Source organism: Pseudomonas sp. W2Oct36 (assembly GCF_041060465.1).
GTDB lineage: Bacteria > Pseudomonadota > Gammaproteobacteria > Pseudomonadales > Pseudomonadaceae > Aquipseudomonas > Aquipseudomonas graminis_B.
The window spans coordinates 66,954-91,610 of sequence record NZ_JAUERW010000020.1 but is presented as its reverse complement, the minus strand read 5'-3'; the positions used below and the strand labels follow the sequence as shown (position 1 = coordinate 91,610).

At 56.3% G+C, this 24,657-nt stretch carries 18 protein-coding genes and 1 pseudogene; 11 read left to right on the top strand and 8 right to left on the bottom strand.

Going from position 1 to position 24,657, the window contains the following annotated elements:
* Positions 1–146: 146 nt before the first annotated feature.
* Positions 147–506: a hypothetical protein gene (locus QWI18_RS21725; RefSeq protein ID WP_369319824.1), complete on the top strand. Its 360-nt coding sequence runs from the start codon at positions 147–149 to the stop codon at positions 504–506.
* A 219-nt stretch (positions 507–725) separates the two neighbouring features.
* On the opposite strand, the gene QWI18_RS21720 is transcribed toward QWI18_RS21725, so the two are convergent.
* Positions 726–1,979, bottom strand: a complete 1,254-nt coding sequence (locus QWI18_RS21720; RefSeq protein WP_157769297.1) for a hypothetical protein — start codon at positions 1,977–1,979, stop codon at positions 726–728.
* 347 nt (positions 1,980–2,326) lie between these two features.
* Between QWI18_RS21720 and QWI18_RS21715 the strand changes: the two genes are divergently transcribed.
* Entirely contained in the window at positions 2,327–2,641 is a 315-nt protein-coding gene (locus QWI18_RS21715) for a hypothetical protein (protein ID WP_369319827.1), read from the top strand.
* A gap of 462 nt (positions 2,642–3,103) precedes the next feature.
* Positions 3,104–3,763, top strand: coding sequence for an HAD family hydrolase (locus QWI18_RS21710; RefSeq protein WP_010426698.1), 660 nt, complete (start codon positions 3,104–3,106; stop codon positions 3,761–3,763).
* 48 nt (positions 3,764–3,811) lie between these two features.
* On the opposite strand, the gene QWI18_RS21705 is transcribed toward QWI18_RS21710, so the two are convergent.
* Positions 3,812–4,846 (bottom strand): glycosaminoglycan attachment site, encoded by a 1,035-nt coding sequence (locus QWI18_RS21705; RefSeq protein WP_369319823.1) that lies wholly within the window; start codon positions 4,844–4,846, stop codon positions 3,812–3,814.
* Between the two features lie 270 nt (positions 4,847–5,116).
* Here QWI18_RS21705 and hrpB (QWI18_RS21700) point away from each other — a divergent pair, with 270 nt between their 5' ends.
* The 3 genes from hrpB (QWI18_RS21700) (at position 5,117) to QWI18_RS21690 (ending at position 9,129) form a co-directional block, all read left to right on the top strand.
* Positions 5,117–7,639, top strand: a complete 2,523-nt coding sequence (gene hrpB / locus QWI18_RS21700; protein ID WP_369319822.1) for an ATP-dependent helicase HrpB — start codon at positions 5,117–5,119, stop codon at positions 7,637–7,639.
* A gap of 9 nt (positions 7,640–7,648) precedes the next feature.
* Positions 7,649–7,870 (top strand): hypothetical protein, encoded by a 222-nt coding sequence (locus QWI18_RS21695; protein WP_025990757.1) that lies wholly within the window; start codon positions 7,649–7,651, stop codon positions 7,868–7,870.
* Positions 7,871–8,187: 317 nt separating this feature from the next.
* Positions 8,188–9,129 (top strand): hypothetical protein, encoded by a 942-nt coding sequence (locus QWI18_RS21690; protein ID WP_122593049.1) that lies wholly within the window; start codon positions 8,188–8,190, stop codon positions 9,127–9,129.
* Positions 9,130–9,341: 212 nt separating this feature from the next.
* On the opposite strand, the gene QWI18_RS21685 is transcribed toward QWI18_RS21690, so the two are convergent.
* From QWI18_RS21685 to QWI18_RS21670, 4 genes are all read right to left on the bottom strand, one after another.
* On the bottom strand, positions 9,342–10,526 hold the full coding sequence (locus QWI18_RS21685) for a site-specific integrase (RefSeq protein ID WP_010426707.1): 1,185 nt from the start codon (positions 10,524–10,526) through the stop codon (positions 9,342–9,344).
* Between the two features lie 232 nt (positions 10,527–10,758).
* The gene (locus tag QWI18_RS21680) at positions 10,759–11,385 is read right to left on the bottom strand and encodes a hypothetical protein (RefSeq protein WP_369319821.1); all 627 of its coding nucleotides are present in this window, start codon (positions 11,383–11,385) and stop codon (positions 10,759–10,761) included.
* Positions 11,382–13,484 carry an integrase gene (locus QWI18_RS21675; protein ID WP_369319820.1) on the bottom strand — a complete coding sequence of 701 codons (2,103 nt, stop codon included), beginning with the start codon at positions 13,482–13,484 and terminating at the stop codon, positions 11,382–11,384. Before QWI18_RS21675 ends, QWI18_RS21680 begins: the two co-directional genes overlap by 4 nt.
* Positions 13,468–15,870: a hypothetical protein gene (locus tag QWI18_RS21670; RefSeq protein ID WP_010426713.1), complete on the bottom strand. Its 2,403-nt coding sequence runs from the start codon at positions 15,868–15,870 to the stop codon at positions 13,468–13,470. Before QWI18_RS21670 ends, QWI18_RS21675 begins: the two co-directional genes overlap by 17 nt.
* A gap of 74 nt (positions 15,871–15,944) precedes the next feature.
* Between QWI18_RS21670 and hrpB (QWI18_RS21665) the strand changes: the two are divergent.
* Together hrpB (QWI18_RS21665) and QWI18_RS21660 are read left to right on the top strand one after the other, a co-directional pair.
* A pseudogene (gene hrpB, locus QWI18_RS21665) lies at positions 15,945–18,098 on the top strand (ATP-dependent helicase HrpB); the annotation flags it as partial.
* Positions 18,099–18,293: 195 nt separating this feature from the next.
* Positions 18,294–20,357 carry a TonB-dependent siderophore receptor gene (locus QWI18_RS21660; RefSeq protein WP_369319819.1) on the top strand — a complete coding sequence of 688 codons (2,064 nt, stop codon included), beginning with the start codon at positions 18,294–18,296 and terminating at the stop codon, positions 20,355–20,357.
* A gap of 93 nt (positions 20,358–20,450) precedes the next feature.
* On the opposite strand, the gene QWI18_RS21655 is transcribed toward QWI18_RS21660, so the two are convergent.
* Positions 20,451–21,545, bottom strand: a complete 1,095-nt coding sequence (locus QWI18_RS21655) for an endonuclease/exonuclease/phosphatase family protein (protein ID WP_369319818.1) — start codon at positions 21,543–21,545, stop codon at positions 20,451–20,453.
* A 4-nt stretch (positions 21,546–21,549) separates the two neighbouring features.
* Entirely contained in the window at positions 21,550–22,203 is a 654-nt protein-coding gene (locus QWI18_RS21650) for a YciC family protein (RefSeq protein ID WP_369319817.1), read from the bottom strand.
* Between the two features lie 189 nt (positions 22,204–22,392).
* Here QWI18_RS21650 and QWI18_RS21645 point away from each other — a divergent pair, with 189 nt between their 5' ends.
* The 3 genes from QWI18_RS21645 to QWI18_RS21635 all read left to right on the top strand — a co-directional run bounded on the left by QWI18_RS21645 (position 22,393) and on the right by QWI18_RS21635 (position 24,642).
* Entirely contained in the window at positions 22,393–23,217 is an 825-nt protein-coding gene (locus QWI18_RS21645) for a DUF2076 domain-containing protein (RefSeq protein ID WP_369319816.1), read from the top strand.
* A 255-nt stretch (positions 23,218–23,472) separates the two neighbouring features.
* Positions 23,473–23,952, top strand: coding sequence for an NYN domain-containing protein (locus tag QWI18_RS21640; protein ID WP_192133557.1), 480 nt, complete (start codon positions 23,473–23,475; stop codon positions 23,950–23,952).
* 75 nt (positions 23,953–24,027) lie between these two features.
* Complete coding sequence (locus QWI18_RS21635; protein WP_369319815.1) at positions 24,028–24,642, top strand: PolC-type DNA polymerase III; 615 nt, start codon at positions 24,028–24,030, stop codon at positions 24,640–24,642.
* Positions 24,643–24,657: the final 15 nt, after the last annotated feature.

Genomic DNA, 24,657 nt, shown 5'->3' with positions numbered 1-24,657 from the left:
TCTCTGGGATGGGGGGGCGATCCAGCGCTGGCGTGGCAGATGATGTGACCAATGCGCAGGCTCATATGTAGCGAGATAGAGGCCTGTCATCAGATGATGGCCCGATGATACTCTGGCAGTGCTATTCCCCCATTTTAAGGACGAAAATGAAGCTGAAAATCGCAGGCGTTTTTAACCATGGTGACCTCGATAAAGAGCACGTAGCGCTGAATGTGCTGGAGGACTGCAATCTGAGTGCTTACGTGCTCATGGACACCACCTACGATAAGGACGGAAAGGTTTCGAACAAGCACCGCCATGTAAAGTGGCTGCCCTCCGTGGAGGTGAGGAAGGGCAGTAGAGTCTCTGTGTGGACAAAAAAAGGGACTGATACATCATTGAAAGCGGAAGACGGAACAGTATGGCACCGGGTGTACTGGAACATGAATACGTCCGTTTGGAATAGCGATGGTGATGTCGCTGTGCTTTTGCAAATCAGCGGTGTCGATCACAAGCGCGCCAAGTGACCGAAGGATGTCGAAGAAATGGATGACCTCGGTGACTGGTCATCCATACCAGCCTAGTGGGATGCGCTCGCCTGTTTAACCTCGGCCCCATCCTCACCAAGTCCTGAGCTCACAGAGCACCTGCCGAAGCAGATTGGCAGGTGACGGGACGCCTCCCGGAGCAATGTCCACCGACCTCACAAGGCCATGGCAAAATCCGCGAGGATGCTTTGCTCTTTCTCAGTCGCTGCACGTCGCTCCTGCTAAATTTGATGCGGATGTCTTTGGCACCAGCCGCCTGAAGAAGTCTTGCGCTGTCGTAAACCATACCCCATACCAACCCTCGTATTTTTCAGCGATCGGATAGCCGTGATCGTAGTCGAAAATATCGTCGAACCAGTGGGCACCAGCAGAATTGGTTTTGTTCAGAAACAGGGCAGGATGAGTGTTACCAGACAGGATGTCAGCATGCTGCTTGGCACCGATCATCCTGCCAAAAATTCGCCCTCGGTAATCGTCCGCAAGCTGTTTAAGCATGTCATAGACTTCCGGAATTCTATGATGGTCTCCCCACCAGGCCGCGAAGTTGATGTCGAAGCCGATGCTGTAAATTTTCCAGTTCTTCGAATGTAAATGTGCGAGCACTACCAGCTGCTGGGTTGTTTCGTTGATCAAAACGTGCACGGACGATGGGCAGGCGTCCTTCAGCCACTTCAAGTGCTCCCAATGGTAGGTAGAGATGGTCTCTATGGAGAACATATCCTTTTCACCGTGTGTCAGCCATTCAGCACAAACTCCGGTTGCGTTGCAAACACCTGCAATTTCGACCTGACTCATCTCGATGGTCTCGGATTCCAAGTAGGCCAATCGCTGCTCGCTGTCGTAATCGATCAAGTCAATGAAACGGCTCGGAGGCATTGACAGGCTTGCTCTGACCGCCTGAACCCGCTTACCGCAGTTGTAGAAGCGTTTTGTCATTGTCGTGTCTTTGGCAGGGAGTTGTTCTCGCTGATTATCCAGCCTCTTCATCACCGCCGAGATCTCTACGGCGCAAAGAGCATCTGCGATCTCAGGGTTTTCATTTGCAAGGTGGGCGAGCTGATGGAGAGGATAGATGGTCGAAGACCAGCCATGGTTCGAACACGCTTTGCGATAAACCTCTTCGTCCGTGCCGACGGGCGCCGCAATGCAGACCACGACCTCGTCGATCTTGTCGCGGATCTCGCAATCCTCACGTCTGAGCTTTTCAATGTCACCCAAGACCTTAGCTTGCAGTCCTGAAATCTGGCCAGTGCATAGCACGGCAATGTAGCGGTCATCCGCCTTCTTGTAGGCCAGCAGATCGGCAGACCCCCGAGTCACCCGACCCAGATAGTTCAAGGTGTCATTCAAGTTCTCGTAGTCGCTGGATACCGTCGGGAGCAGTCGGCGCACGAAATTTTCGAGCTCGGCGCCATGCAGCAATCCGATCTTGGACTTCAGTAGTTCGATCAAGCTTTCCTTCCCCATCTACGAGAAAACTCTATCCCCGCCCACGGGTTTCCGTAGGCTCGCTTTCATTCATGCTTGGGCTTACCTACCCTGTCGATCATGGGCTCTGCCTTCAAGATTTCACCTTGAAAGGGCATGTAGTTCTTCGGTGGGCTTTTCGCTCAGCCTCCGATACCGTGTTCGTCGGTGTGTAGCGTTCACAGGTGTAAAATGTTCGTCCAGATGATGCCCTACTGGCTGCGTGTAAACCTGTTTTTTGACCTGTAAGGCTTCAAGCTTTACAGGTCAATTTTCAGGTTTACATTAGCCATGCTCATCATCGACTGCCTGATATTCATGAGAACGAAATGATGAGTGAATCCCTTACCGAGGAGCAAATGCGCCAAGCGCTGTTCGGCAGTGCTCAGCCGCCTCGTGCCTCTGTTACCGAGCAGAGCGCGCCCTCATCTACTCCTGCTCGCAAGGTTCCTCGATCAAAGCCTTTGTCTTCCAGGTTGCGCGTCACGATGACCGTCACGAAGGTGTTCGAGGGGCCTGAAGAAACGTCTGCCCACGACGCCAACACTCTGAGTAGCTTGGTGGCGGAAAGTGAGGCAAAAGCAGCCGCCAAGAAGGCGAAATTTCGATATTTTGAAGTCGTTTCGATCCAGCCTGTTCAAGTTTAATTTCCATCCACTCATGCGCAGGCGAGCCGGTTCTATGGAGGCCAATCAAGTCCCCCGGGCACTTACTGATGAAGAATTTGACTCGATGATGCGCGAGTTCGAGTTGGCAGGCGACTGGATGCTTGAACGACTGGCGCAAAGGCGTCAGCAATCCCAGGCAACAACGCGGGCAGGTAGAGATGCTGATGGCTGCTCTGACATGGAGGAACATACTTGAGCGCCTGGCACGGCACGATCCTGAGTCGCTGCAGTGCTCTGCCGTTGAAGTGAAGAGGCCGGTCAGGTGGATGGAGGAGGGCACACTTCGGGCGGGCGTTTGTCTGTCACGCGTCGATGGTATGCTGCTCAGGCGTGATTCATTGTACCTGTAGCCACTTCACCATTTTCTCCAACCTAGCCGAACGAACTCCGCCACCTCTGAAGTGACGTTCTAGCGCCGACTGATTATCAAGTGCCTAACCAATGCCAATCGTAGCCGCTGTTTTCGATGCGTTCGGGACTGTTGTTCACATCGGGCGCAAACGCCACCCCTTCCGGCAGCTCCTGCGCATCGGTGCAGAACAAGGCCGCAGGCCCGGCGCTGCGGATCTCCACACGCTGATGACGTCCAGCTTGTCCCTTGAAGCTGCTGCTAACCATTTCGGCATTCGCTTGAGCGCCCAGCAGATGAGGTCGTTGCAGAATGATCTTGAGGCTGAGTTGGTCTCGATCACACCGTACCCTGATGCCCTGGAAGCGCTGCAGTTGCTCAAGGCTGATGGCGTAGCGATCGGCATCTGTTCTAACCTGGCTTTGCCGTACGGCCCCGTACTTCGAGATCTGTTCGGGGAAGTGGATGGATTTGCCTTGAGCTATGAGCTTGGTTGCATGAAGCCGAACCAAGACATTTACCGCGAAATCTGTCACCGACTCCATGTCTCACCAACCTGGGATATGACGGCAGCGGGAGACCGAGTTGTGATGATTGGTGATTCGGTACAGTGCGACCAGATGGGGCCCAGAGTCGTCGGGATATCCGGGTACCATCTCGACAGAAAGGGAGGAGGGCCTATCAGCAGCCTGCGGCATTTCGCTGAGCTGGTGATTGAAGATCGGCGTAACGGTTTCGTCGAACCTCTCTAGTAGGAGTAGGTTAGCCACACATCACGCCGCCCTGAGTGTTGACCATGGTCACGCCTGCTCAGAAACGTCAGTCACTTTCATCGTTTTGATCATTCTAAGCAGTAGGAAATCGTCAGGAGCAGTCATGATGAGCTCGCCGTCCGAAGCGACATTGACTTCGCACAGGCGAGGGTGGCTCAGCAGTCCCGATGGCAGCGGTTGACGAGCGAAGGGATTGTGGAGCACATACAGCCCATCCATCAGATGCTCGCTGTAGTCTCTCTTTATCGCGGAACGCATGATTGGTAAGAGGTTGCCGGGGTTGGGGTGAAGCGTGCAGTACGCGGAGAGTGCGTCAGGGTTGTCGGCCAGGGCCCTCAATTTCCCCCAAGTCGCGAGACTGCTGTAGACCACAGCGGAAACGTCCGCGTACGTGTCATCGCAAAATAACCCCACTTCGATGTTGGTGTTGGCATTTTTGGGGGCAGCTGCGACGTTGTAGGACGCAACGCGCGTATCTCCGGGCTTCGTCGCGGCTTCATCATGATAGAGCCCGTAAAGCGCAGCTATGATCGGACGTCCAGCTGCAAAATGCGCGTGCGGCCTGTCGAATGATGCGATACCGATAACGTAGGGCTTGTCTTGAACGTGCTCCATTTTTGAGTAGCTGTTCCTGTATTTTTTGACTTTCGCATCGAAGCTGTTGCAGATCCGCAAGGTGGACTCGATGTTGAAGTCGGTGAAGTCTTTTGGGGGATGAGCCATGGAGAAGCCATAAGCGGGCTTCCCGCCAGCCGGCGGATTTGCGATGGTTGCCTCCAGGCAAAATGGGGCCTCACCGTCGACGACAAAATCAGGCGCATGATGACGAGGATCAGTCGAGAGCCCCCATTCCTTCAGCGCTGCGAACAGATACAGCTCCCAAAACGATGATTCGAAAGTGGTTTGAAGCTCCTTTACAAACTTTCCATCACGATCTTCGAAGCCTTCGGCCCAACGGGAGAGTGCTGCGCGTTCAGGGCCATAGATTTCCTCAGACATCATTTTGAAGATCGGATGCTGCGCGGTGGTGGCGACCTGAGGGGAGAACAGATCAATGGCCATATACAGGGCTCTCCGTAATGGCAATGTTCAAGATTGAGTGCGCAGCAGTGTAGCTAAAGGCCATGTATCTGGCAGGTGGCCGGCCATGCTAAAAATCGGCTTTGCGTCCGGCAGCCGGGACGAGGAGCTTGTGGAGTTTTCACCCACTGTTCCAAGCCTGGGCTCATCAGTCGTTGGATAGCGTAGGCCTGAATATTTCGACGAACGCCATCCCCTCCTGAAGCCCTCGACACTCTCCGGGTATACTGCGCTCCTGATCTAGGAGCCTTGATGATTTCCCTGCCAATAGACGCCGTGCTGCCCGCACTTAAAGCAGCATTGACCGCCAGAGACGAAGTGATCCTTGAGGCTCCCCCTGGCGCAGGCAAGACGACTCGTGTGCCGCTTGCGCTGCTGAACGAGACTTGGCTTGGCGATCAGAAGATTCTGATGCTCGAACCTCGTCGGCTAGCTGCTCGGGCTGCGGCTGAGCGATTGGCGAGTGAGCTAGGTGAGAAGGTTGGTGAGACGGTCGGCTACCGTATCCGCCTCGAAAGCAAGGTAGGCCCGAGCACCAAAATCGAAGTGGTGACCGAAGGTATATTGGCTCGCCGACTCCAAGATGATCCTGCGTTGGACGGTGTGGGCGTGGTTATCTTCGATGAGTACCACCTGCGAAACCTTGATAGCGACCTTGCGCTGGCTCTGTGCCTGAGTGGCCGTGAACTCTTGCGAGAAGACCCGCCGCTGAAGCTACTCTTGATGTCCGCAACCTTGGAAGGCGCTCGGCTATCGAAAGTGCTGAATGATGCGCCAGTGATCACCAGTGAAGGGCGGATGTATCCAGTCTCGACAGTCTGGGGAAGTCCGCACCAACCTGATCAGTTCGTGGATACACGAGTCACCGACACTTGCTTGGCTGCCATCAACGAACAGTCGGGCAGCATCCTTGCTTTCCTCCCTGGGCAGGCCGAAATTCGCCGGGTGGCCGAGTCCCTCAAGGAGCAACTGAGTGGTCGGACAGATGTAATCGTATGCCCGTTGTACGGTGACCTTGATCTAAACGCTCAGCGTGCTGCGATAGATCCAGCGCCTGCAGGTTCGCGCAAGATCGTATTGGCCACAAACATCGCAGAGACCAGCTTGACCATCGAGGGCGTCAGGGTGGTCGTGGACAGTGGCCTTGAGCGGGTTCCGAAATTCGATCCTCGTAGTGGGATGACACGGCTCGACACTCAGCGAATCTCGAAGGCCAGTGCTACCCAGCGAGCTGGACGGGCGGGGCGATTGGAGCCGGGTGTCTGCTATCGCCTATGGTCGCAGTCGCAGCATGAGCAGCTGTCCGGCTATAGCACTCCTGAGATCCTACAGGCCGACCTTGCAGCTCTGGCACTCCAGTTGGCCCGTTGGGGAATGAAGCCAGAGGAAATGACCTGGCTCGACCGACCTCCATCAGCCCCCTTCGCTCAAGCGAGAGACCTGCTCAAACGCCTCGGTGCTCTTGATGATGCTGGGACGCTCACTCCACATGGATCGGCCATGAGTGGGCTACCTGCGCACCCACGTATCGCTCACATGCTCATCAAAGGCAACGCGATGGGCCTGGATGACCTGGCGTGCAACATTGCGGCGTTGCTCGGTGAGAAAGACATCCTGCGTGGCGCGGGGGCTGATCTTCATACCAGACTGATTGCTCTGTCAGGCGAGCAGCATTCAGGTCGTGGCGGTGGTTCCTTTCAGCGTGTGAAGCAGTCCGCTCGACAGTATCGATCCCTGCTGCGAGGAAAGGCCTCTGATCCCGCCGATGAGCCAGATCACTCACGCTGGATAGGTTGCCTGTTGGCCTTCGCGTACCCCGACCGGATCGGCTTGCAGAGGCGTACATCCGTCTCTGATTACCGACTTTCCAACGGTCGTGCGGCAGTCTTTTCCCAGCCCGATGCGCTCACCAAGCATGAGTGGTTGGTGGTCGCTGATCTGGGGAGCCGTCAGGGGCAGCGCGAGGAGAGGATTTACTTGGCCAGCGACCTTGATCCGGATCTTTTCGATACTGAGTTGGCCGGCCTTGTGAGGTCAGTTGACGAGGTTGATTGGGATGAAAAGGAAGGGGTACTGAAGGCTGAGCGGCAGAGAAGAGTTGGTGAGCTGGTTATCGCCACCACGTCTCTGCCAAGCTTGGATGAGCACACCCGCTCGCTAGCGCTAGTGAATCTGGTTCGGCGCAAGGGCATCGAGCTTCTGCCCTGGAGTCCTGAATTGCGGCAGTGGCAAGCGCGGGTCGGTTTGCTGCGTCAGCTGGATATCCGGAATGGCCAGACAGAAAGCAAGTGGCCCGATCTTACCGATGCCAACTTGCTGGACACGCTGGAGGGTTGGCTCACGCCATACTTGGGCAAAGTCACGAGGCTCAGCCACTTCAGCCAGTTGGATCTGTCTTCGATAGTCAGAAACCTCCTGCCTTGGCCGCTTCCGCAGGAACTGGAGGCCCAGGCGCCTCAGTCGATTCAGGTGCCTTCTGGTTCGAACATCCGCATCGACTACTCGGAGCAACCTCCAGTGCTCGCTGTGCGGCTGCAAGAGCTGTTCGGTCTCGAAGATACACCTCGGATTGCCAGCGGAAGACAGTTGGTGAAACTGCATTTGCTGTCGCCAGCGCGGCGCCCAGTGCAGGTTACGCAAGACTTGGCGAATTTCTGGAAGACCACGTACACGGAGGTGAAAAAAGACCTGAAAGGCCGTTATCCGAAGCATTTTTGGCCTGATGATCCACTGGTGGCAGAAGCTACCGCACGGGCGAAGCCGAGAGGGACTTGAGAGGATGGATTGGCCTGGAATGATCAGGTGCTGGGTGACGGATTATTAGGAGCGGTACTTGCAATGAAAAAGGCGCTGGAGAAATACGCCGAAAGGCTTCAGAAGGATGCGGAAGTAGCTTTCATCAGGCGAATGATGTGGATCCACATGGAAGCGCGTATCCGGGAGATGTTTAGAGAGATCGAAAGCTCGCCCCAAGCTCGTTGGTATCACGCATTGGTTGGGGGATGACGAGTCGCTGATCAAAGCTGGACGGCAACGTCAGGGTTGAGCAAAGGATTCGTGCTGTAGCATGCATTGTTGGCGTCCAGCACGCCATCATCAAGGATGTCGATAAGCTTTGCTCCACTCTATACGTCGGCCAAAAGGCGGGTGATTGCATGTCTCATGAACCAGTGTGGAGTGCGCTCCAAGGAGCTCTCCGCTTGTTACGCAGCCGCGACCTCGATTGATAGAGTTATCTTAGGAGTTGCCGTTAGTGTTCCGTCAGCCGTCGTCAGGTATCTTGACGCTCGTCAGAGTGGTTTGGCGGGGGACATGAGGGAGCTATGAAAGAACTGCGATTCTCCGACTGGAAAGAATTCCAGAGCCTGTGCCGGTTCTGGATGCAGCATTTGGTTCAACGGAACGTACAGCGACATTCCACGTACTACGTTTTCGGCAGCGAGGGCGAGGGGCAAGGTGGGGTCGACCTGGTGCCCGACGATCCCGAGCTTGGTGTGGTCGGTCAGTCCAAATGTTGGAACACGAAGGTGCTCACTTGGGGCAAAATTGAGGAAGAACTCAAGAAAACTGACGACTACAAGGGGCTGATCGAGGTTTATGTGATCCTCACTACCGCCCCGCGCCATTCCAGCGTGCAACTGGCGATGCCGGGAGACAAATGCAATTACCGGCGAAAACAGGGTGACTTTCGAGTGCGTATTTTTTACTGGGACGAACTTCCGAATCTGGATTTCATTCCCCAAGCCGAGCTTCGGCGGGTTTTCCCTCGCTTGTTCTCCTTGGCAGATCCGCCCACGCCTGCCGGCCCGAGCCGCGCTGACTATGTTCAATCGCTTGCATATGCTCGGGAGTTTCTGCCAACGCTTATCTCTCGGCAGCACCTTGATTGGCTTGCTACGTGGGACTTTACAAAAGGCTACGTCCCGGCGAGGTTTTTCGATCTGTTCGCTGACCTCCTTATAGAGATTGACAGAACGAATCGCGCGATTGGAACTGCCGGACTTCGGCATTGGCTGAATGAGGGGTACCGCCTTCAGCTCTCACGGTGCCTTCCTGCAGCCGAACCGGTCTTTGAGGCGATCGAAAGCTTCGCTGCCGCAGTAAATGGTGCAACGACTTCTATACGTATGCCAGATGGAAGCACAGGTTACGGACACGGTTGGCCCGTAGGCACAGCAGAGCGAATTACAAGGAACTGGAAGACCCACGCTCAAGCGCTTTTAACTGCCTACCAGGAGATCGTCGAAGGAGCGGTTCAGAACTAATGAACGGGGCCCTGAGAAGCCTTTGTGGAACGAGGCTGACTCATAGCTATTGAATATTGATTCACAATAGCTATGAGGCGGCGTTTCACGGGAAATGCGATAACGCAGTGCGAAAGTCAGTTGCATTACGTCTGGGAGACGATCCTGTAGCAAAACGCCCGACTCGGCTATGTCCCACGCCAAGTCTGACTCCCGGCAGCCGAGCCAATGGTTTATCGAGCCTCGGCGACGGTGATGTCTTGTTCGTAAAGTGATTGGAGCAGGTCAAGCTCTGCAGAGTACTCATCGATGGGCATCCCCTCTCTGAGCCGCTGACGCAATTCCCTTTCACGAATGAAATACGCGTCCTTGGCACGCTTCAGGTGAATCGAACTGACCACGTCAGAATAATCTCCGAGTGCCTTCAACGCCAAGTGCAAGTATGTGTTGATAGAGCTTGCGTAGAGATGGCCTGTCCACTGGATGATCTCGGTCTTGAAAATTTCTGTATTGAGAAGGCTTCGACGGAAATCGTCAGCATTCGTGACATCATGCCTTTTTATAAAGTCGATAAACAACTCAGTGATGAATCGATGGCGGAACATGTGCGGGAAGACTTGAGATTCAATACCAGCCAGGACTTTAAGTTTGGAGATTTCATTGTAGAGTGTCTTGCTAGTGAGTGGCTCTCCGGTAGTTTCCGAAACGAAAAAGTAACGATGATCTTTGGCTCCCTTTTTGAGCTTTTTCATCAAAGTCCTGCGCTGCTTATCAATAAAGGTATCAAGCAGGTGAAGAAGCGAAGGGCTGACAGGCACTTGTCTGATTACAGGCTCACCCCTCTTCAATGTCGTCAATGATAGAGTGGGTGCTTTCATTGCCTTGGCTTTCTTAACGTCATCGATTGTGAGATAGGGGATCTCTGAGCGACGAGCGCCAGTGTCTGCCAGCACGTCAATTAGCAATGAGCGCCTGGCTTTGACAAAGTTTGTTTCTCTTGATTGTCTGGAGGTTTCTTTGAGCAGAATGATCTGCTCGGTGGTAATAGGGTTTCTTGAGTGACGTCGAGACGGTGGGCCGAAGGAATGGTGGGTGAGGTAGCTACGTTTCGACTTGTTGCCTGCTACATCTACGAACTCAAAAGTCTTCATCTCTGCACGAATTCGACCCTCTGGCGATACAAAGTCCTCGTAGCCATGAATGCGTCCTACAAAGCCCAGGAAGTCGAGCCACACGCGACCAATCTCACTGATGGAGTCTTCAACGCGCTTTTTCCCAGGTGGGTTCCTTAGGGAAATCTCACTTCGCAGCTCACCGATATAGTCTGTAAAATTGCCATCGTTCAACATCACGGGATCGCGTTCGTCCCGATAGCAGCGTCGCAGCAACTGACTAAGTTTGGCGGCGTAATCACCCATTGTCCCCCCACCTTGGCCCGAACGAGACAGCCCGCGCCTCCTGCCCCGCCCCGGCCTATTGAATAGCGTGAGCATGAACAGGTTTCCAATAATACACGGCGAGCCGTTAGGCCAGCTCATGAATGGAATGTTCGTAGCATCACGCAGCATTATTCTGTCAACTGAGAAGCTGCCAAACGTCTCATGCTCCCCTAGAAGCGTATACAGCTTTCCAGATGAAATGTCTGAGTGCTTATGTCCGGTAGTCATTGATATCAGTCACGGTCGAAGTTATGTTTTTTTGATGAGCCGGTAGTTCAGTCAGGTTGAACGGGGGAATGCAAAGACTTGTAATCGCCAAAAGTGTTGCGATCGCATCTGCCCCCCATTTTTCTCGAAGGAGCGGATCATTAGCGGAGCTAATGTTTTTGATCTGGCCCATCGACTCCTGAAGTGCTCGAAGAAGCAGAAAATTGGTTTGTCGAAGCATATCGAGCTCTTGCTCGTTTTCGGCGACTGTTAACTTGAGTCCTTCTCGCGTGCGCTTGTTGCTTTTGGTTTTTTTTCGCTCATGGCGCTCGATAGCCTCAATAGCCTTTACGCGCAGTGCGTTCAATGTGTTGAACCCTCCCGTGAACACTTCATCACTGTACTTCTTGAGAGTGTTGAGACTTGTGGGGAAGGTGTTAAGCGTTTGACCACCAGCCGTGTTTACGGCACGGTCTAGCTGAGCCAGCCCACCTTGGGTATTGAGTGCAGCGATCAACGCCTCGTCGCTGATGAATGAGTGAGGTGTCGTGATGACTTGACCGAGAAGGTGATGCAGCGCCTGTACTCCAATCCTGACGGATTCGGAACGCGTAGGCTTCTTGTCTGTCATGCTGCCTCCTTGTACTTCAGGCGGGAGACGATCTTCATGTGAGTGCCATCAGCATCAGTAAAAAATTCAGGCTCGATCTCAATCATTCCTTCACTCATCAAATCACTGATGAAATCTTCGAGTTCGGAAGTCGCGATGAGCGTGTAGTTTTCAGTTTGATAGTGCTCTTTGATGAGTTCGACCAGCTCTTTGAAGTTTTCGGTATTGCCAATGTGAATGTTTTCAGCCGCATGCTGCGCCGCAGCTGACGAAAGGATCGCACCGTCCGTACTCTCAGTGATGTAGTTGTAGAGATGCTTGATGTCAGTGTGCCCCAGCATCCACCTCAACGTGTCGAGGTTGGAAAAACTACCGCAATAGAAAAATAGCATCGCGAAGAAACGACGCACTTGGTGCTGACGCAAGTACCAGCGCTGCCCACTTTCGTTCAGTGGCGTCTGGAAATAGTCGCAGAAAATGTCGAGGTTGCGGTTGTAGGCTGTATTGCTAGTGTCGACGAGACCTCGCTGCCCGCGCATGTGTGGCACCGCGAAAAGAGTGTGATAAGACTTGATATACCCAATACGCAAAAGGATTTTTTGCGTTTTGATAAGGCTTTTTATCATGTCACCAGCGATCGGTTCGATGGGCCGTGCTTCAGATCGGCGAAGACCAAACAGATGTTTGCTGCTTTTGGCGTTGCCGAAATACAGCCATTCACCACACTCGCTCAAGCACTTATCGGCTCTGAGCTTGGATAGCTCGCTAACACGCCTGGCCATCAAGATTCCAACGGTTAATTGGATTCCACCGACGTAGGTCGCAAGCAGATCGTAGAGTCCTACATTACCCCTGAGATTCTTAAAGTACTCGGTTTTGTCACCTTTGATCGACTCGTACAACGTTTTAGTGTCGATGACCCGCGAGCTTAAGGACAGCTGTGAGACTCCCAGGTTTACTAGGTAAGGCCCTACAATATTCTTGACTTCGCTTTCTGAGAGCGAAGATGGCGCAATCTGGCGTTTCTGGCACTCCAGCGCAATTCGACAGAACCCCTTGATGATTTGCTCCCCATGCTCAATGTGAAATTCAATTGCATGACGAATCGATCTGAAGACGGTATCGGAGGGGACGGTTCTAAAGCGACCCTTGGCGCCAAGTTTTGGAGTGTAAGTGTCAGCTTCCAGCAAGGAGGAAACTGGTGGCGCTGGCAGACCAATCTCATGAAGCGTGCCGAGGTTATACAGTGTTGATTGATAACTGAAATATGTCTGGTCACGCATTATTGAGTTCGCGCCGGTGTGCGCTGGCACTCCTCGGTACTCGCGAGTGAACATGGAGGTGTCGTCATTGAACCCTAGAATTGCATGGGTAGTCTTCGATTGGTTTTTGCCCCATAGCGACTGAGGATAGAGGATCTGAGACAGCTTGATCGTGTTGGGTTGATGCCCATAGTCAACCTGTGGGGTGCCGTACATCCCGTTGATGTACAACGACGCTCTAATGGGAGGAATGAGCTCTAGTGGGATTCCCAGCCCGTCCTCGTCTTTCTGCTCGTTAGTGATAACCAGAAGCTGAGGACGCGCTTTGAGGGCCTCGACGATATCCAGTTCGTCCGTCTTCTTGAGAAGTGCATAGCAGTATTCTCTGAGCTTGGTCGTCCATTGATACACAGACTCTGAGATTGATGTGTTCTTAGAGAGGGTGTCCAGCAGCTCGATGAGATTCCCGCTTGTCAACCCGGCTAACCCATACTTGCAGAGCTGGTACCTGGCGTCATTCAGGAGAAGAAAATCAATGATGTGACAAGCCCGCCAGAACTGCCTCGCCTGCTGTCCCTTCAGGTCGTTCGTCTCCCCTGTGTCAGAATCATTACGTGTGCTGCAGGTCAGAAAATACTTGAATCCCTGCATGAGCGATTTGTTCTTCTCGTCAAGCAGTGAGCTGCCGTCGGAGAGAGTGACATCCCAATCCAGCTCTTTCGGGCTTTTCTTGTACTCAAAAGAATACTGCCAGACCGGGCTGTCGAAATCGTTCAACAACCAAACGGCTGATTTGTACTCCTCTCCAGGTGCGCGGAGCAGAGGTTCGAGGAACGCAAGTTCAGGCGGCAGCAGCATAAATCAGGTTCTCCATCTGAGCAGAGTCAATCTGGGTACGGGCGGTGGCAAGGTAGTCTTGTAGGTCGAACTCGTTCCCGTCGACGATATCGTTAATAAGAAGGGTGGTCAGCTTCGCCCAGTAGAGAGCTTTGGCGTTGATCTCATCGCGTCGGGTGGAGATGCGCACTGCTTCTTCGATCGAGAGCAGGGCAGTCAGAATGCCGACATCGAGAGAGATGACGACCCTGTCTGCTGCTTCCTTTTCCTTGTCCGTGCTTTTGTCCTTGCTTTTGTTCTTGGCAGACGACTTGGCTAGTTCCGGGTTTTTCAATGCTTCCGGGTCTCGCATGCTTTCAGGGATGTCTTTGAGTGCATGATTCTCAAGGAAGGTGTGGAGTTCATCCATCGTCTGGAAGTTCGAGACACGCAGCAGATATTTGCTGTCTTTCATCGCTTGGCAAATGATGCCTCGCTGGAACACCCGGATCCACCGCGTCTGGAAGAAGGCCAGAATCGGCTCTGGCAGGTAGCTGCTCAGCAGATCAGGGGACACTTCAGAATGCCCCAGCGCGTGGGCTGTCTCTGTGATGCTGTTGCTCTCGATGTAGATGAGAACGGCTCGGGTCGCCCTCAGAGAGGTAATAGAGATCCGGCAGATGTACTCCTCGATCTCTTCTCTCGAAAGGCTCGGGCTGCTGGGGCTGCTGGGGTTGTTGAGTGTATTGGGGTTGCTCGAATTCGTGAAGTATGGGGCGAACTCGTCAGCAAGATGCTGATAACGCGTTGCTAGGGTGCCCGCGCTCCAGTTCGTCGGCATCATCTTCGTCGGATGTGTCAGGCCGCGAGAGCAAGCAATGAAAAGGTACCGCCATGCGTCGTCGCCCTGGGCTCGCAGGTAGTCTCTCAACGGCTGTGTGGCTTTGATGACTTGCCGCACACGCACCGCATCTCTTGGCTCCAGCTTGATTTTGATCTCGCTGAGCTTTCCCCCACGCCGATCTTTGAAACCAGTGAGTTGATAGTAACCTTCAAGTTTCACGAAGCCCGTGAGTTCACCCTTGCTGTTATACAGCTCTAGATTGTCGATGCACGACTGGGTGATCCGGGGGTATGCGTGAACCAATAGCAGTTTGAACGGGTAAAGATCATCAGGTGTCGGAATGTTCAGGAAGTTGTTTAGATATTCTCTAGTGATGTTCTTGCCAAATCGTTTTGCAAAGTCGCTTTTGACGTAGTCGAAGCCATGTTTGTTGAACGCTGCGCACACGTCCGCAGGGTTGAGATCTTCTGGTTGAGAGTGCGTGGCGTAAATGATCTTTTCAGAATTGCCCGACAAAGCCAGGCGGTTTCTGGCCTTCCGATTGTTCGAGGTGTTCCAGGCTTTGGTATTCGCCCACCGATAAAGAATATCGTTGTCAGCTTTGATTTCTTTGAACAGGAGTTCAATAGCTTGAGTGTCTGTCACCTGATACGGGATTTCGGTGATTAGTTTGGACTTAATAACTTCGCCTTTCGTGTTCTTCTTATTATTAGTGTCAGCACCCGGCACATGGAGAATTTTTGGCTTCGGCAATGAACCCGCGAAAGGCTTAACCCAAAAGCCTGTCGCGAGCATCGAAGAATTCACCAAATTAATAAACGCAGCGTAAGACTTGGTCGCGGCTGCAAGATCATTTCCCAGGGCAAGTTGGTCGTTGAAGTACCAGAGCATGAACTCTAGGAATAGATTCTTGATCTGAATTGGATCTTTAAAGGCTTCGATAGGCCAGCTTTCATGGCGCTGTGATACAAAACCGAGGAACGCGCTGAATTCACTAGTCCTCGGGCGGCGCATCTTGATCGCCCATTGGCTTACGGATTTGTACACATGTTCAGCGAAATCTGGGCCATGCGAAAGCCAAAGATTAGGAATGGAGAGATAGCTGGTTTTGCCGTTTGCGCTCTCGACGGGCCACCCATTCCAAAATCTCACGGCTTGAGGGTCAAGGTTCTCCCTGGCGACTTCCCAATGCTTGACGTTGTTCTTCGGCCAGCCGTCTTTTTTCTCTTCGAAGGAGGGGAGCAACGGAATCTCCTCTGCCATAGCTTGAATGAGCTTAACGAATTCCTTGGCATACGAGACCCTGAGTCCACGGCTAACGTCGACAAATGTTTCATCTGACAATGCACCTAGGAAGCCGCGAATGACGCGCTCGAAGCCGGGGGAGGACATCCCCAGGTAGCTGACCTGCGTTCTAGTAATACCGCAGTACGCATCGAACAGCTTGATCATCTGACCCATGCCATCCATCGCGATCGGAGCGTAGCAGCGCTCCATCAGTGCGAGCACATCGCTGGGGAGGGTGGTGAACGGATAGTTCACCAGCGAGAGCGCTCCTTTGATAATTGTCAGATTTTTTTCCACGGTCTTGATTGCCTGAAGTCCTTGTGTTATCTATAGTTTCGTGGTTTTGACAAGACAGTGCAAGTGGCAATATTCATGAAAGAAGCCTCGACGCCGATCTCGCGCTGGCGCTAAGCCTGAACGGTCGCGCGCTGTTTCGTGACGAGCAGCCGCTGAAGATTTTGCTGATGTCGGCGACGCTCGAAGGCGCGCGGCTGTCGAGCTTGCTCAACGATGCGCCGGTGATCAGCAGCGAAGGGCGCATGTTCCCGGTGTCGATGCAGTGGGGGCGGCCGTTTCAGCCGGGGGAGTTCATCGAGCCGCGGGTGGTGCAGACCGTGCTCAATGCGCTGGGCAGCGAGTCCGGCAGCGTGCTGGTTTTCCTGCCGGGGCAGGCCGAGATCCGTCGGGTCAATCAGCAGCTGATTGAAGCGGTCGGCGATCGCAGCGACGTGCTGCTGTGTCCGCTGCATGGCGAGCTCGACCTGAGCGCTCAGCGCGCGGCAATCGAACCCGCGCCCAAGGGCAAACGCAAAGTCGTGCTGGCCACCAACATCGCCGAGACCAGCCTGACCATTGATGGCGTGCGGGTGGTAATCGACGCGGGGCTGGCGCGGGTGCCGCGTTTCGATCCCGGCAGCGGCATGACGCGCCTCGACACCCAGCGGATTTCCCGGGCCAGCGCCACTCAGCGGGCGGGTCGGGCAGGGCGGCTTGAGCCGGGCGTCTGTTATCGGCTGTGGTCCGAGGCTCAGCACGATCAATTGGCGGCCTACGGCGCGGCGGAAATCCTTCAGGCCGACCTCGCCGGCCTGGCGTTGCAACTGGCGCGGTGGGGCGTCGAACCGGCGCAGCTGACGTGGCTGGACCTGCCGCCTGCCGCCGCGTACGCCCAGGCGCAAGACCTGCTGGCTCGGCTGGGCGCTCTGACGCGCAAGCCGGGCGAAGATTGGAAACTCACGCCTCACGGCCAGTCGATGGCGGAGGTGCCCGCGCATCCACGCATCGCCCATTTGCTGCTGCGCGGTCATGAATTGGGCCTGGGCCCGCTGGCGTGCGATGTCGCTGCATTGCTGGGCGAGCGCGACATTCTGCGCGGCGCCGGTGCCGATCTGCACAGCCGACTGACGTTGCTGGCGGGAGCAGAACGCGCAGCGAAAGGTGCGCAAGGCGGCGTGCAGCGGGCGCGGCAATTGTCTCGGCAATATCGGGGGTATTTGAGGGGTGCGGCCCGGAAACCGGTCATCGATCCTGATCACCCGCGCTGGCTCGGTGCGCTGCTGGCGCTGGCCTATCCCGATCGCGTCGCACAACAACGCCGTGCTGGCGGCGCGGAGTATCGACTCGCCAACGGCCGTGCCGCCTTGTTCGCCGAGCCAGACGCACTGATGAAACAGCCGTGGCTGGTGGTGGCCGACCTGGGCAGCCGCCAGGGCCAGCGCGAAGAACGTATTTATCTGGCCGCCGAGTTCGATTCCGACCTGTTCGACACAGTGCTCGCCGAACAGGTGACGCAGTTCGATCAACTGGATTGGGACGAGCGCGAGGGCGTATTCCGCGCCGAACGTCAGCGCAAGGCCGGTGAACTGATCATCAGCCGCGAGCCGCTCACCGGGCTGGACGATTCAGCACGGGGGCAGGCGTTGCTGGCGCTGGTGCGGCGCAAAGGGCTGGAGCTGCTGCCATGGACACCGGAGCTGCGCCAGTGGCAGGCGCGAGTCGGCCTGTTGCGTCAGATGGACCTGCAAAAGCTGAGCGAAAGCGAGTGGCCGGACGTGAGCAACGATGGCTTGCTGGCGACGCTGGAGCACTGGCTGCTGCCGTACCTGGGCAAGGTCACGCGACTGAGCCACTTTGGCAACCTGGACCTGTCATCGATCCTCCACAACCTGCTGCCATGGCCCTTGCCCCTGCGGCTCGACGAACTGGCGCCGCATCACCTGACCGTGCCGTCGGGTTCATCGGTGCGCCTGGATTACAGCGAGTCCCCGCCCATTCTGGCAGTGCGCCTGCAGGAACTCTTCGGCCTGGCCGACACCCCGCGCATCGCCAACGGCCGGCAGATCGTCAAGCTGCACCTGCTGTCCCCCGCACGCCGCCCAGTGCAAGTCACCCAAGACCTCGCCAACTTCTGGCGCAGCACCTATGCCGAGGTGAAGAAGGATTTGAAAGGCCGGTATCCGAAGCACTATTGGCCGGACGATCCGTTGATTGCAGAACCGACCGCGCGGGTGAAGCCGAGGAAGTGATCGGCTGCACAAAGGCATGACCCCGAGCGGCTGAAAAAAAACTTCATCAGCCATGTGAGGTAAATACGAGTTCAACCCGTGTAATAGTAACGAATCGCATTAGCGTTCTTTTCATTACGGAGTCAGCTCGTGGTCAAGCTCTTTAACCGGACTCATGCATCGGTCCTGCTGTGTTCTGCCCTACCTGGTCTTGCAATGGCCGCTCAGACGGTTACCGAGTTGGCGCCCAGTGTCATCCAGTCCACACGCGATGCAGCTGACGGCTCGGGGAGCTATACGGTTTCTGAAGGGAGCACCGCCAGCAAGACCTCCACCCAGAATCGGGATGAAGCACAGACCGTCAACACGGTCACTGCGCAAACCCTGGATGACTATCAGGTCAAAGATCTCAACGACGCCATGCGCTTTGTCAGTGGGGTGTCCCAGACGAATACGTTGGGGGGCACGAAGGATGCTGTCATCAAGCGCGGATTTGGCAGCAACGACGACAACTCCATTTTGCGGGACGGGGTGCGCTCGGCGATCGGCCGCAATCTCGGCGCCACCACCGATCACGTAGAAGTGCTGAAGGGCCCGGCATCGCTCATGTACGGCGCGCTGGAGCCGGGCGGGCTGATCAATGTGATCAGCAAGCAGCCGCAATTCACCCAAAGCACGACTCTGACCGGGTCTGGTTACAGTGAAGGCGGCGGGACGTTTGGTCTGGACACCACTGGGCCGCTGGGCGATACCAACCTGGCTTATCGGCTGGTTGCCGAGCGCTCCCACGAGGACTATTGGCGTAATTATGGTGTTGATGAGCACACGCTGATTGCGCCATCGATCGCCTGGGTGGGCGACCGCGCCAGTTTCTCGCTGGCCTACACCTACAACGATTACGCGAGCCCCTTTGACCGCGGCACCGTGTTCGCCAATGGCCACCCGGCCGACATCAGTTACCGCGACCGTCTGGATGAGCGCTGGGCCAAGACCGTCGGCATCAGCCAAAGCACCACCGCGAAGTTCGAGTACCAGCTCAATGACGCCTGGCGAAGCCGGTTGACCTACGGATGGACCGAGGATCGTTACAGCCTGGCGATTGCACAGCCGAGCACCTTGAAAGGCGACACCCTGCGCCGGATTGCAAATGGCGGGCACTATGATTATGAGAGCCGCTATACCGCTCTGGACTTCATAGGCGATCAGCAGTTGTTCGGCCAGAGGCATGAGATCGTTGTCGGGGTGGACAACGAGTCGCTGGATAAATACCGCGGTAAAACCTATCGCAATGCCAGCAGCACCGCCGGCAACCTCAACATCCAAGACCCCACCTACGGCAATCTGGCTGAGCCTTCGACGGTCAGCGCGGTCCAGAGCAACGCCGAAAATAACCTGGTCACCACGTCGGCATACTTCAAGGACAACTGGCACCTCAATGATCGCTGGATTCTGGTATTCGGGGGTCGTCAGGAACACTGGGATCAATACAGCGATCAGGGGCTGGGCAGTTCGTACGCACCGGGCGCCGACTCCAACGGCGACAAGTTTCTCCCTTTTGGCGGGATTGTTTACCAGCCGACCGACAACGTTGCGCTCTACGCCAACTACAGCCGTTCCTTCGTGCCTAACGATGCTGACGACGCGGGCAACAGCTTCAAGCCTACCGAAGGGCGCAGCTACGAAGTCGGCATCAAATACAGCCCGGTCCAGGCACTCAACATGAACCTGGCCGTGTATGACATCGTCAAGAAGAACCTTGTGAACAGCGTGCTGCAGAGCAACGGTGACAGCATCGACGAAGCGGTGGGGAAGGCCCGCTCACGAGGGGTTGAGCTGGATGTGACCGGAGAGATAGCGCGTAACTGGAGCATCATTGGCACCTACGCTTATGACCACACGGAAGTGCTGAAAAACGAAGAGTCACCCGAGCAGGAAGGCAACCGCTTGCCCAATGCGCCGATGCACACCGCGAGCCTGTACCTCAGCCATCAACTCGCACTGCCTGCCGAAACCGGTAAGTGGCATGTTGGTGCAGGTGCCCGATACGTCGGAGAGCGGCCGGGGGACGACGCCAACAGCTTCTGGCTGGACAGCTACACAACGGCCGATGCCTTTGTGCGCTGGGATTTGCCCACCCATGACTACAAGACCAGCCTGCAGTTGAACATCGACAACCTGTTCAACAAGGAATACTACCCGGCCACCACGGGCAGCAGCACGCTCCAGGTCGAGGAAGGGGCGCTCCGAACCGCGCGGCTGACGGCCAGCGTCACGTTCTGATGGCAGCGACCGGTGCCGAGTAATCCGGCACCGGTCGGTTCACATCAAGCCCCTCTGCCATGGATCCGCGAAGCAGGCTTTAGAGGCGCTTTTCTACTCGACCTTCGCTGGTACCCTGAATCGCGCAATCACCGGCATGTGATCAGAGATCAACAGGGTATCCGCCTGCCTCACCCGCGCCTCCACCCGCTTCAGCTTCGGGCTGTAGAACAGAAAGTCCTGCGTCCGGTCCGGGCCGCTGATGCTCGGGTCGTTGGGGAAGCGGGTGTACCACGTGCGACGATCCTCACCGGCTACGTCTTCATTGCTTGGGATCATCGGGAAGCTTTCCCACAAGCTGCGCAGCTCGCTCTCCGCCGAATACGGCGCGCGCTGTCCGGCAGGTAGCCGCTGATATTGCCCCTGCGGCAGTAGATTGAAATCGCCACCGCTTATCCACAGCGTCCCGTTCTGCTCGAAGGCTTGTTGCAACTGACGAACCGACGCTACTTGCCGCTGTTGCACGTCGCCGCCCGATTCGGCATCGCTTAAATGCGTATTCGTCACTGCCAGGCGCCCGCCATCTTTGAGCGGCAGGTAGCTGACCAGTAGCGCAGGCTGGGGTTGAAACAGTCGGCTGATGAAATGGCCGGACGGCGAGGGCAGTTGCAGGCGTTCGGCGCTGTCCATCTGGTAGCGGCTCAGCGTTGCCAGCTTGCGGCCGACACTGCCGAAGATGTGTTGATCCGGCACGAAGTCGGACCTCCAGTAAAACGCCTCGCTGCTGCACGGGTACAGATCGGCGACCCGCGCCTGGAGCAGGGCGAGTTGATTGCCGTAGTCGGTGTTCTTCGCGCCGTCGTCGACTTCCTGCAGCAAGACGATGTCCGGCTGCTCATCGCGGATAACCCGCGCGACTTCATCGAGGTTGTAGGCCAGGTCTTCTGGCGTTGGCCGCTCATCCGGGCCGCTTCCGTCAGGCAGGTCGTACCAGAGGACATAACGCTTGCCGGCCAGGTATTGAATGTTCCAGGTCATCACCTTGAGCGTCTGACCCGGCGCCAATACCGGTGGCTTTCCGTCCTTCGCGTTGCAGGATACCGCCACCTTCTCGTGCCGGGTGGGGTGCCAGGTCACGTCATACAGCAGTATCACGAACAACCCGGCACACACCGCGAGGTAAAGCAGATACCGCGTCGGGCGTGCCATCTTGTCAGGCCGACCGGGCAGGTGGGTCGATGAGCATGAACAACCGGAACATCACCACGCTGATAAACAACTGCAGGAAGCTGGAAATACTGTCCACTGCAATCGACAGCCCTGGGCTCTGTTGGTCCGGCAGCACGTAATAACTGAGCGCCTCAAGCAGCGACAGCGGGATGTAAACGCACAGCACGCAGACGAAAATCCGCACCACATGGCCCTGGGTCATCCTGAAGCTTTCGCGCATCGCCTCCAGCGGCCCCATCCCGCGCAACACCAGCAGGTATTCCGACAGCACCAGTTTGACCATCACCCACACGCCCGGCAGGATGAACAGCGACATGCCGGCCATGATCAGCAGCGTGCTCAGCGCCGTCAGCACCGCGAAGGTGGGCCACAGGCGCAAGGCAACCGCCCACAGGTTGGATTTGACCGGTTCTTCGCCACGGGTTTTGGCGTCCATAAACAGGATCAGCGCGCCGGTATAGAGCGGGTAGAAAAGCAGTCCGACCAACAGTGGCGCGGCCCCGGTGCTCGCCCCGAAGCCGACGAGCTGTTTGGTCAGGGCCTCCAGTACCACCAGCGGCAGGCACAGCGTAAGAATGCTGCCGAAGTTGCGTCGGAAGAAGTAAAACGAGTCTTGCAGAAGGGTCAGCGGATTCATGAACGGATCACAAGGATAAGCAGGCCAACACTGTAACGTAGCGCCGCAGAACCGGCCAACCGGCCGCGACCTGCGAGCCTTCTTAACTTTTTTTACATGCTATTGAAACGCCCTTGAACAGCCCCATTACTGGCTATGCCTGAGCAATGGCTCAGAACAGAATTCCTACGGCAATCTAACGAGGTCGCCATGAACAGCGAAGAACAAACCCTGATCGACGGCTTGTTTGGCAAGCTCAAGCAAGCAGAAACCGAATCGGCCCCCCGTGATGCGCAGGCCGAAGCGCTGATCAAGGAGCACCTGACTCGCCAGCCCGCTGCGCCTTATTACATGGCGCAGTCGATTCTGGTGCAGGAAGTCGCGATCAAGCAGCTGGAGGCCCAGAACCGTCAGCGCGACGAGCAGATTCAACAACTGCGGGCTGAGCTGGAACGGTCAAAATCCGCGGCGCCTGCGCCGTCCGGCAGTGGCGGCGGGTTTCTGTCGAGCATCTTTGGTGGCGGTTCGCGCGAGCCTCAGGCTCAGCAACCGGCTTCGTCGTTCTCGCGTCCATCGAATCCGCAGCCTTCGTCGGGCGGCTGGCGCGAAAGTGGCCCTGCAAGCGCGCCGCCTTACAACGCGCCGCAGCAGAACTATGCTCAGCCACCGCAAAACTATGCCCAACCGCAACAGGCACCGGCGGCGCCCGTCGGTAGTGGCTTTCTGGGTGGCGCACTGAAAACCGCCGCGGGCGTGGCCGGTGGCGTGATGCTGGCGGAAGGCATCAGCAGCCTGTTCCACCACAACAGCCAACCGCAGGAAGTCGTCGAGATCATCCAGGAGCAGCCGGCCCAGCCTGCCGCTGAACATGATCAGGGCGGCAGCGGTGGCTGGGGTGACGACCAGCAGCGCGTGACGGGTAATGACACTACCGGCAACGACGCCTGGGGCAGTGATTCCAATGGCTTCGCCGATACCGATTACGGCAGCGACTCCGGTGGCGGCATGTTTGACGACGACGATTCGTTCGTCTGATAGCCGCAGCTAACGCCCTCCCTGTGGGAGTGAGCTTGCTCACGAAGGCGGCATTTCAGTCGCTGAAGATTCGGCGGATGGCCAAGCCATTTCGCGAGCAAGCTCGCTCCCACAGGATTGTTTCTATAGGGATCAGGTCTGCGCAGCACAACCGCGCCCTCCACCCAATCCTTCTATCCCTTCCCCAAACTGGCATACTGAGCGCCGGTCCGGTTTTCGGATACCTGTCGCTTGTCAGCGCATCGAGGAATTTGGGTGAGAAGAATCGCGGTCTTCGCCGACGTACAGAATCTGTATTACACAGTGCGTCAGGCTCACGGTTGTCACTTCAATTACGCCGCCCTGTGGGCTGACATCAGCCAGCGCGGTCAGATCGTCGAGGCGTATGCGTATGCCATCGACCGTGGCGACAGCAAGCAGCAGCAATTTCAGCAGATCCTGCGCAACCTCGGCTTTACCGTCAAACTCAAGCCCTACATCCAGCGCAGTGACGGCTCGGCCAAAGGCGACTGGGACGTGGGCATCACCATCGACATCATGGACGTCGCGCCGAATGTCGATGAGGTTGTGCTGGCGTCCGGCGATGGGGATTTCGACCTGTTGCTGGAGCGCATCATCAGCAAGCACGGCGTCGAAGCGATTGCCTACGGTGTGCCGGGGTTGACCGCCAACTCGCTGATCCGCGCGGCCAGTCGTTATGTGCCCATCGAGGGCGGGTTGCTGCTCAAGAATTGATGCCAGCAGCGCGCTGATCAGGCCGCCCGATACATCTCACGTCCACGCACCACCCCGCTATTTGAAGGCCACGCCATGCAAGAACGTATCGCCGTCATCGACTTCGAAACCACCGGCATTTCCCCCAGCAGCTACTGCCGCGCCACGGAAATCGCCGTGGTGATCGTGGAGCAGGGCGTGATCGTCGAGCGCTATCAAAGCCTGATGAACGCTGGCGTGCGCATCCCGTCTTTTATCGAGTCCCTGACCGGCATCAGCAACAGCATGCTGCGCACGGCGCCGCCGGCTGACCGGGTCATGAACGAGGTCGCCGAGTTCGTCGGCCTGACGCCACTGGTGGCGCACAACGCCTCGTTTGACCAAAAGTTCTGGGACTTCGAGCTGTCACGCATCAAGCGCAATCGCGTACAAAGCTTCGCCTGCTCGATGCTGCTGGCGCGACGTCTCCTGCCACACGCACCGAACCACAAACTCGGCACCCTCACCAGCTGGGCCGGCTTGCCCCACACCGGCGAGGCTCACCGGGCCATGGCCGACGCGGAAATGGCCGCCAACCTCACGCTCCACCTTGGGCATCAACTGCGCGACACCCACGGTCTGGCCGGCGTTTCCCACCAGTTACTCTGCACGCTGCAAAAAGTCCCGGCGAAGAAGATTGCGGATGCCATCAGCAAGCATCGGGGGCTCTAGCCAGACTGCGGCGCA

Coding starts and splice junctions, on each gene's coding strand:
- QWI18_RS21725 (WP_369319824.1), top strand. CDS start 147: ATGAAGCTGAAAATCGCAGGCGTTTTTAACCATGGTGACCTCGATAAA.
- QWI18_RS21715 (WP_369319827.1), top strand. CDS start 2,327: ATGAGTGAATCCCTTACCGAGGAGCAAATGCGCCAAGCGCTGTTCGGC.
- QWI18_RS21710 (WP_010426698.1), top strand. CDS start 3,104: ATGCCAATCGTAGCCGCTGTTTTCGATGCGTTCGGGACTGTTGTTCAC.
- QWI18_RS21705 (WP_369319823.1), bottom strand. CDS start 4,846: ATGGCCATTGATCTGTTCTCCCCTCAGGTCGCCACCACCGCGCAGCAT.
- hrpB (WP_369319822.1), top strand. CDS start 5,117: ATGATTTCCCTGCCAATAGACGCCGTGCTGCCCGCACTTAAAGCAGCA.
- QWI18_RS21690 (WP_122593049.1), top strand. CDS start 8,188: ATGAAAGAACTGCGATTCTCCGACTGGAAAGAATTCCAGAGCCTGTGC.
- QWI18_RS21685 (WP_010426707.1), bottom strand. CDS start 10,526: ATGGGTGATTACGCCGCCAAACTTAGTCAGTTGCTGCGACGCTGCTAT.
- QWI18_RS21680 (WP_369319821.1), bottom strand. CDS start 11,385: ATGACAGACAAGAAGCCTACGCGTTCCGAATCCGTCAGGATTGGAGTA.
- QWI18_RS21675 (WP_369319820.1), bottom strand. CDS start 13,484: ATGCTGCTGCCGCCTGAACTTGCGTTCCTCGAACCTCTGCTCCGCGCA.
- QWI18_RS21660 (WP_369319819.1), top strand. CDS start 18,294: ATGGCCGCTCAGACGGTTACCGAGTTGGCGCCCAGTGTCATCCAGTCC.
- QWI18_RS21655 (WP_369319818.1), bottom strand. CDS start 21,545: ATGGCACGCCCGACGCGGTATCTGCTTTACCTCGCGGTGTGTGCCGGG.
- QWI18_RS21650 (WP_369319817.1), bottom strand. CDS start 22,203: ATGAATCCGCTGACCCTTCTGCAAGACTCGTTTTACTTCTTCCGACGC.
- QWI18_RS21645 (WP_369319816.1), top strand. CDS start 22,393: ATGAACAGCGAAGAACAAACCCTGATCGACGGCTTGTTTGGCAAGCTC.
- QWI18_RS21635 (WP_369319815.1), top strand. CDS start 24,028: ATGCAAGAACGTATCGCCGTCATCGACTTCGAAACCACCGGCATTTCC.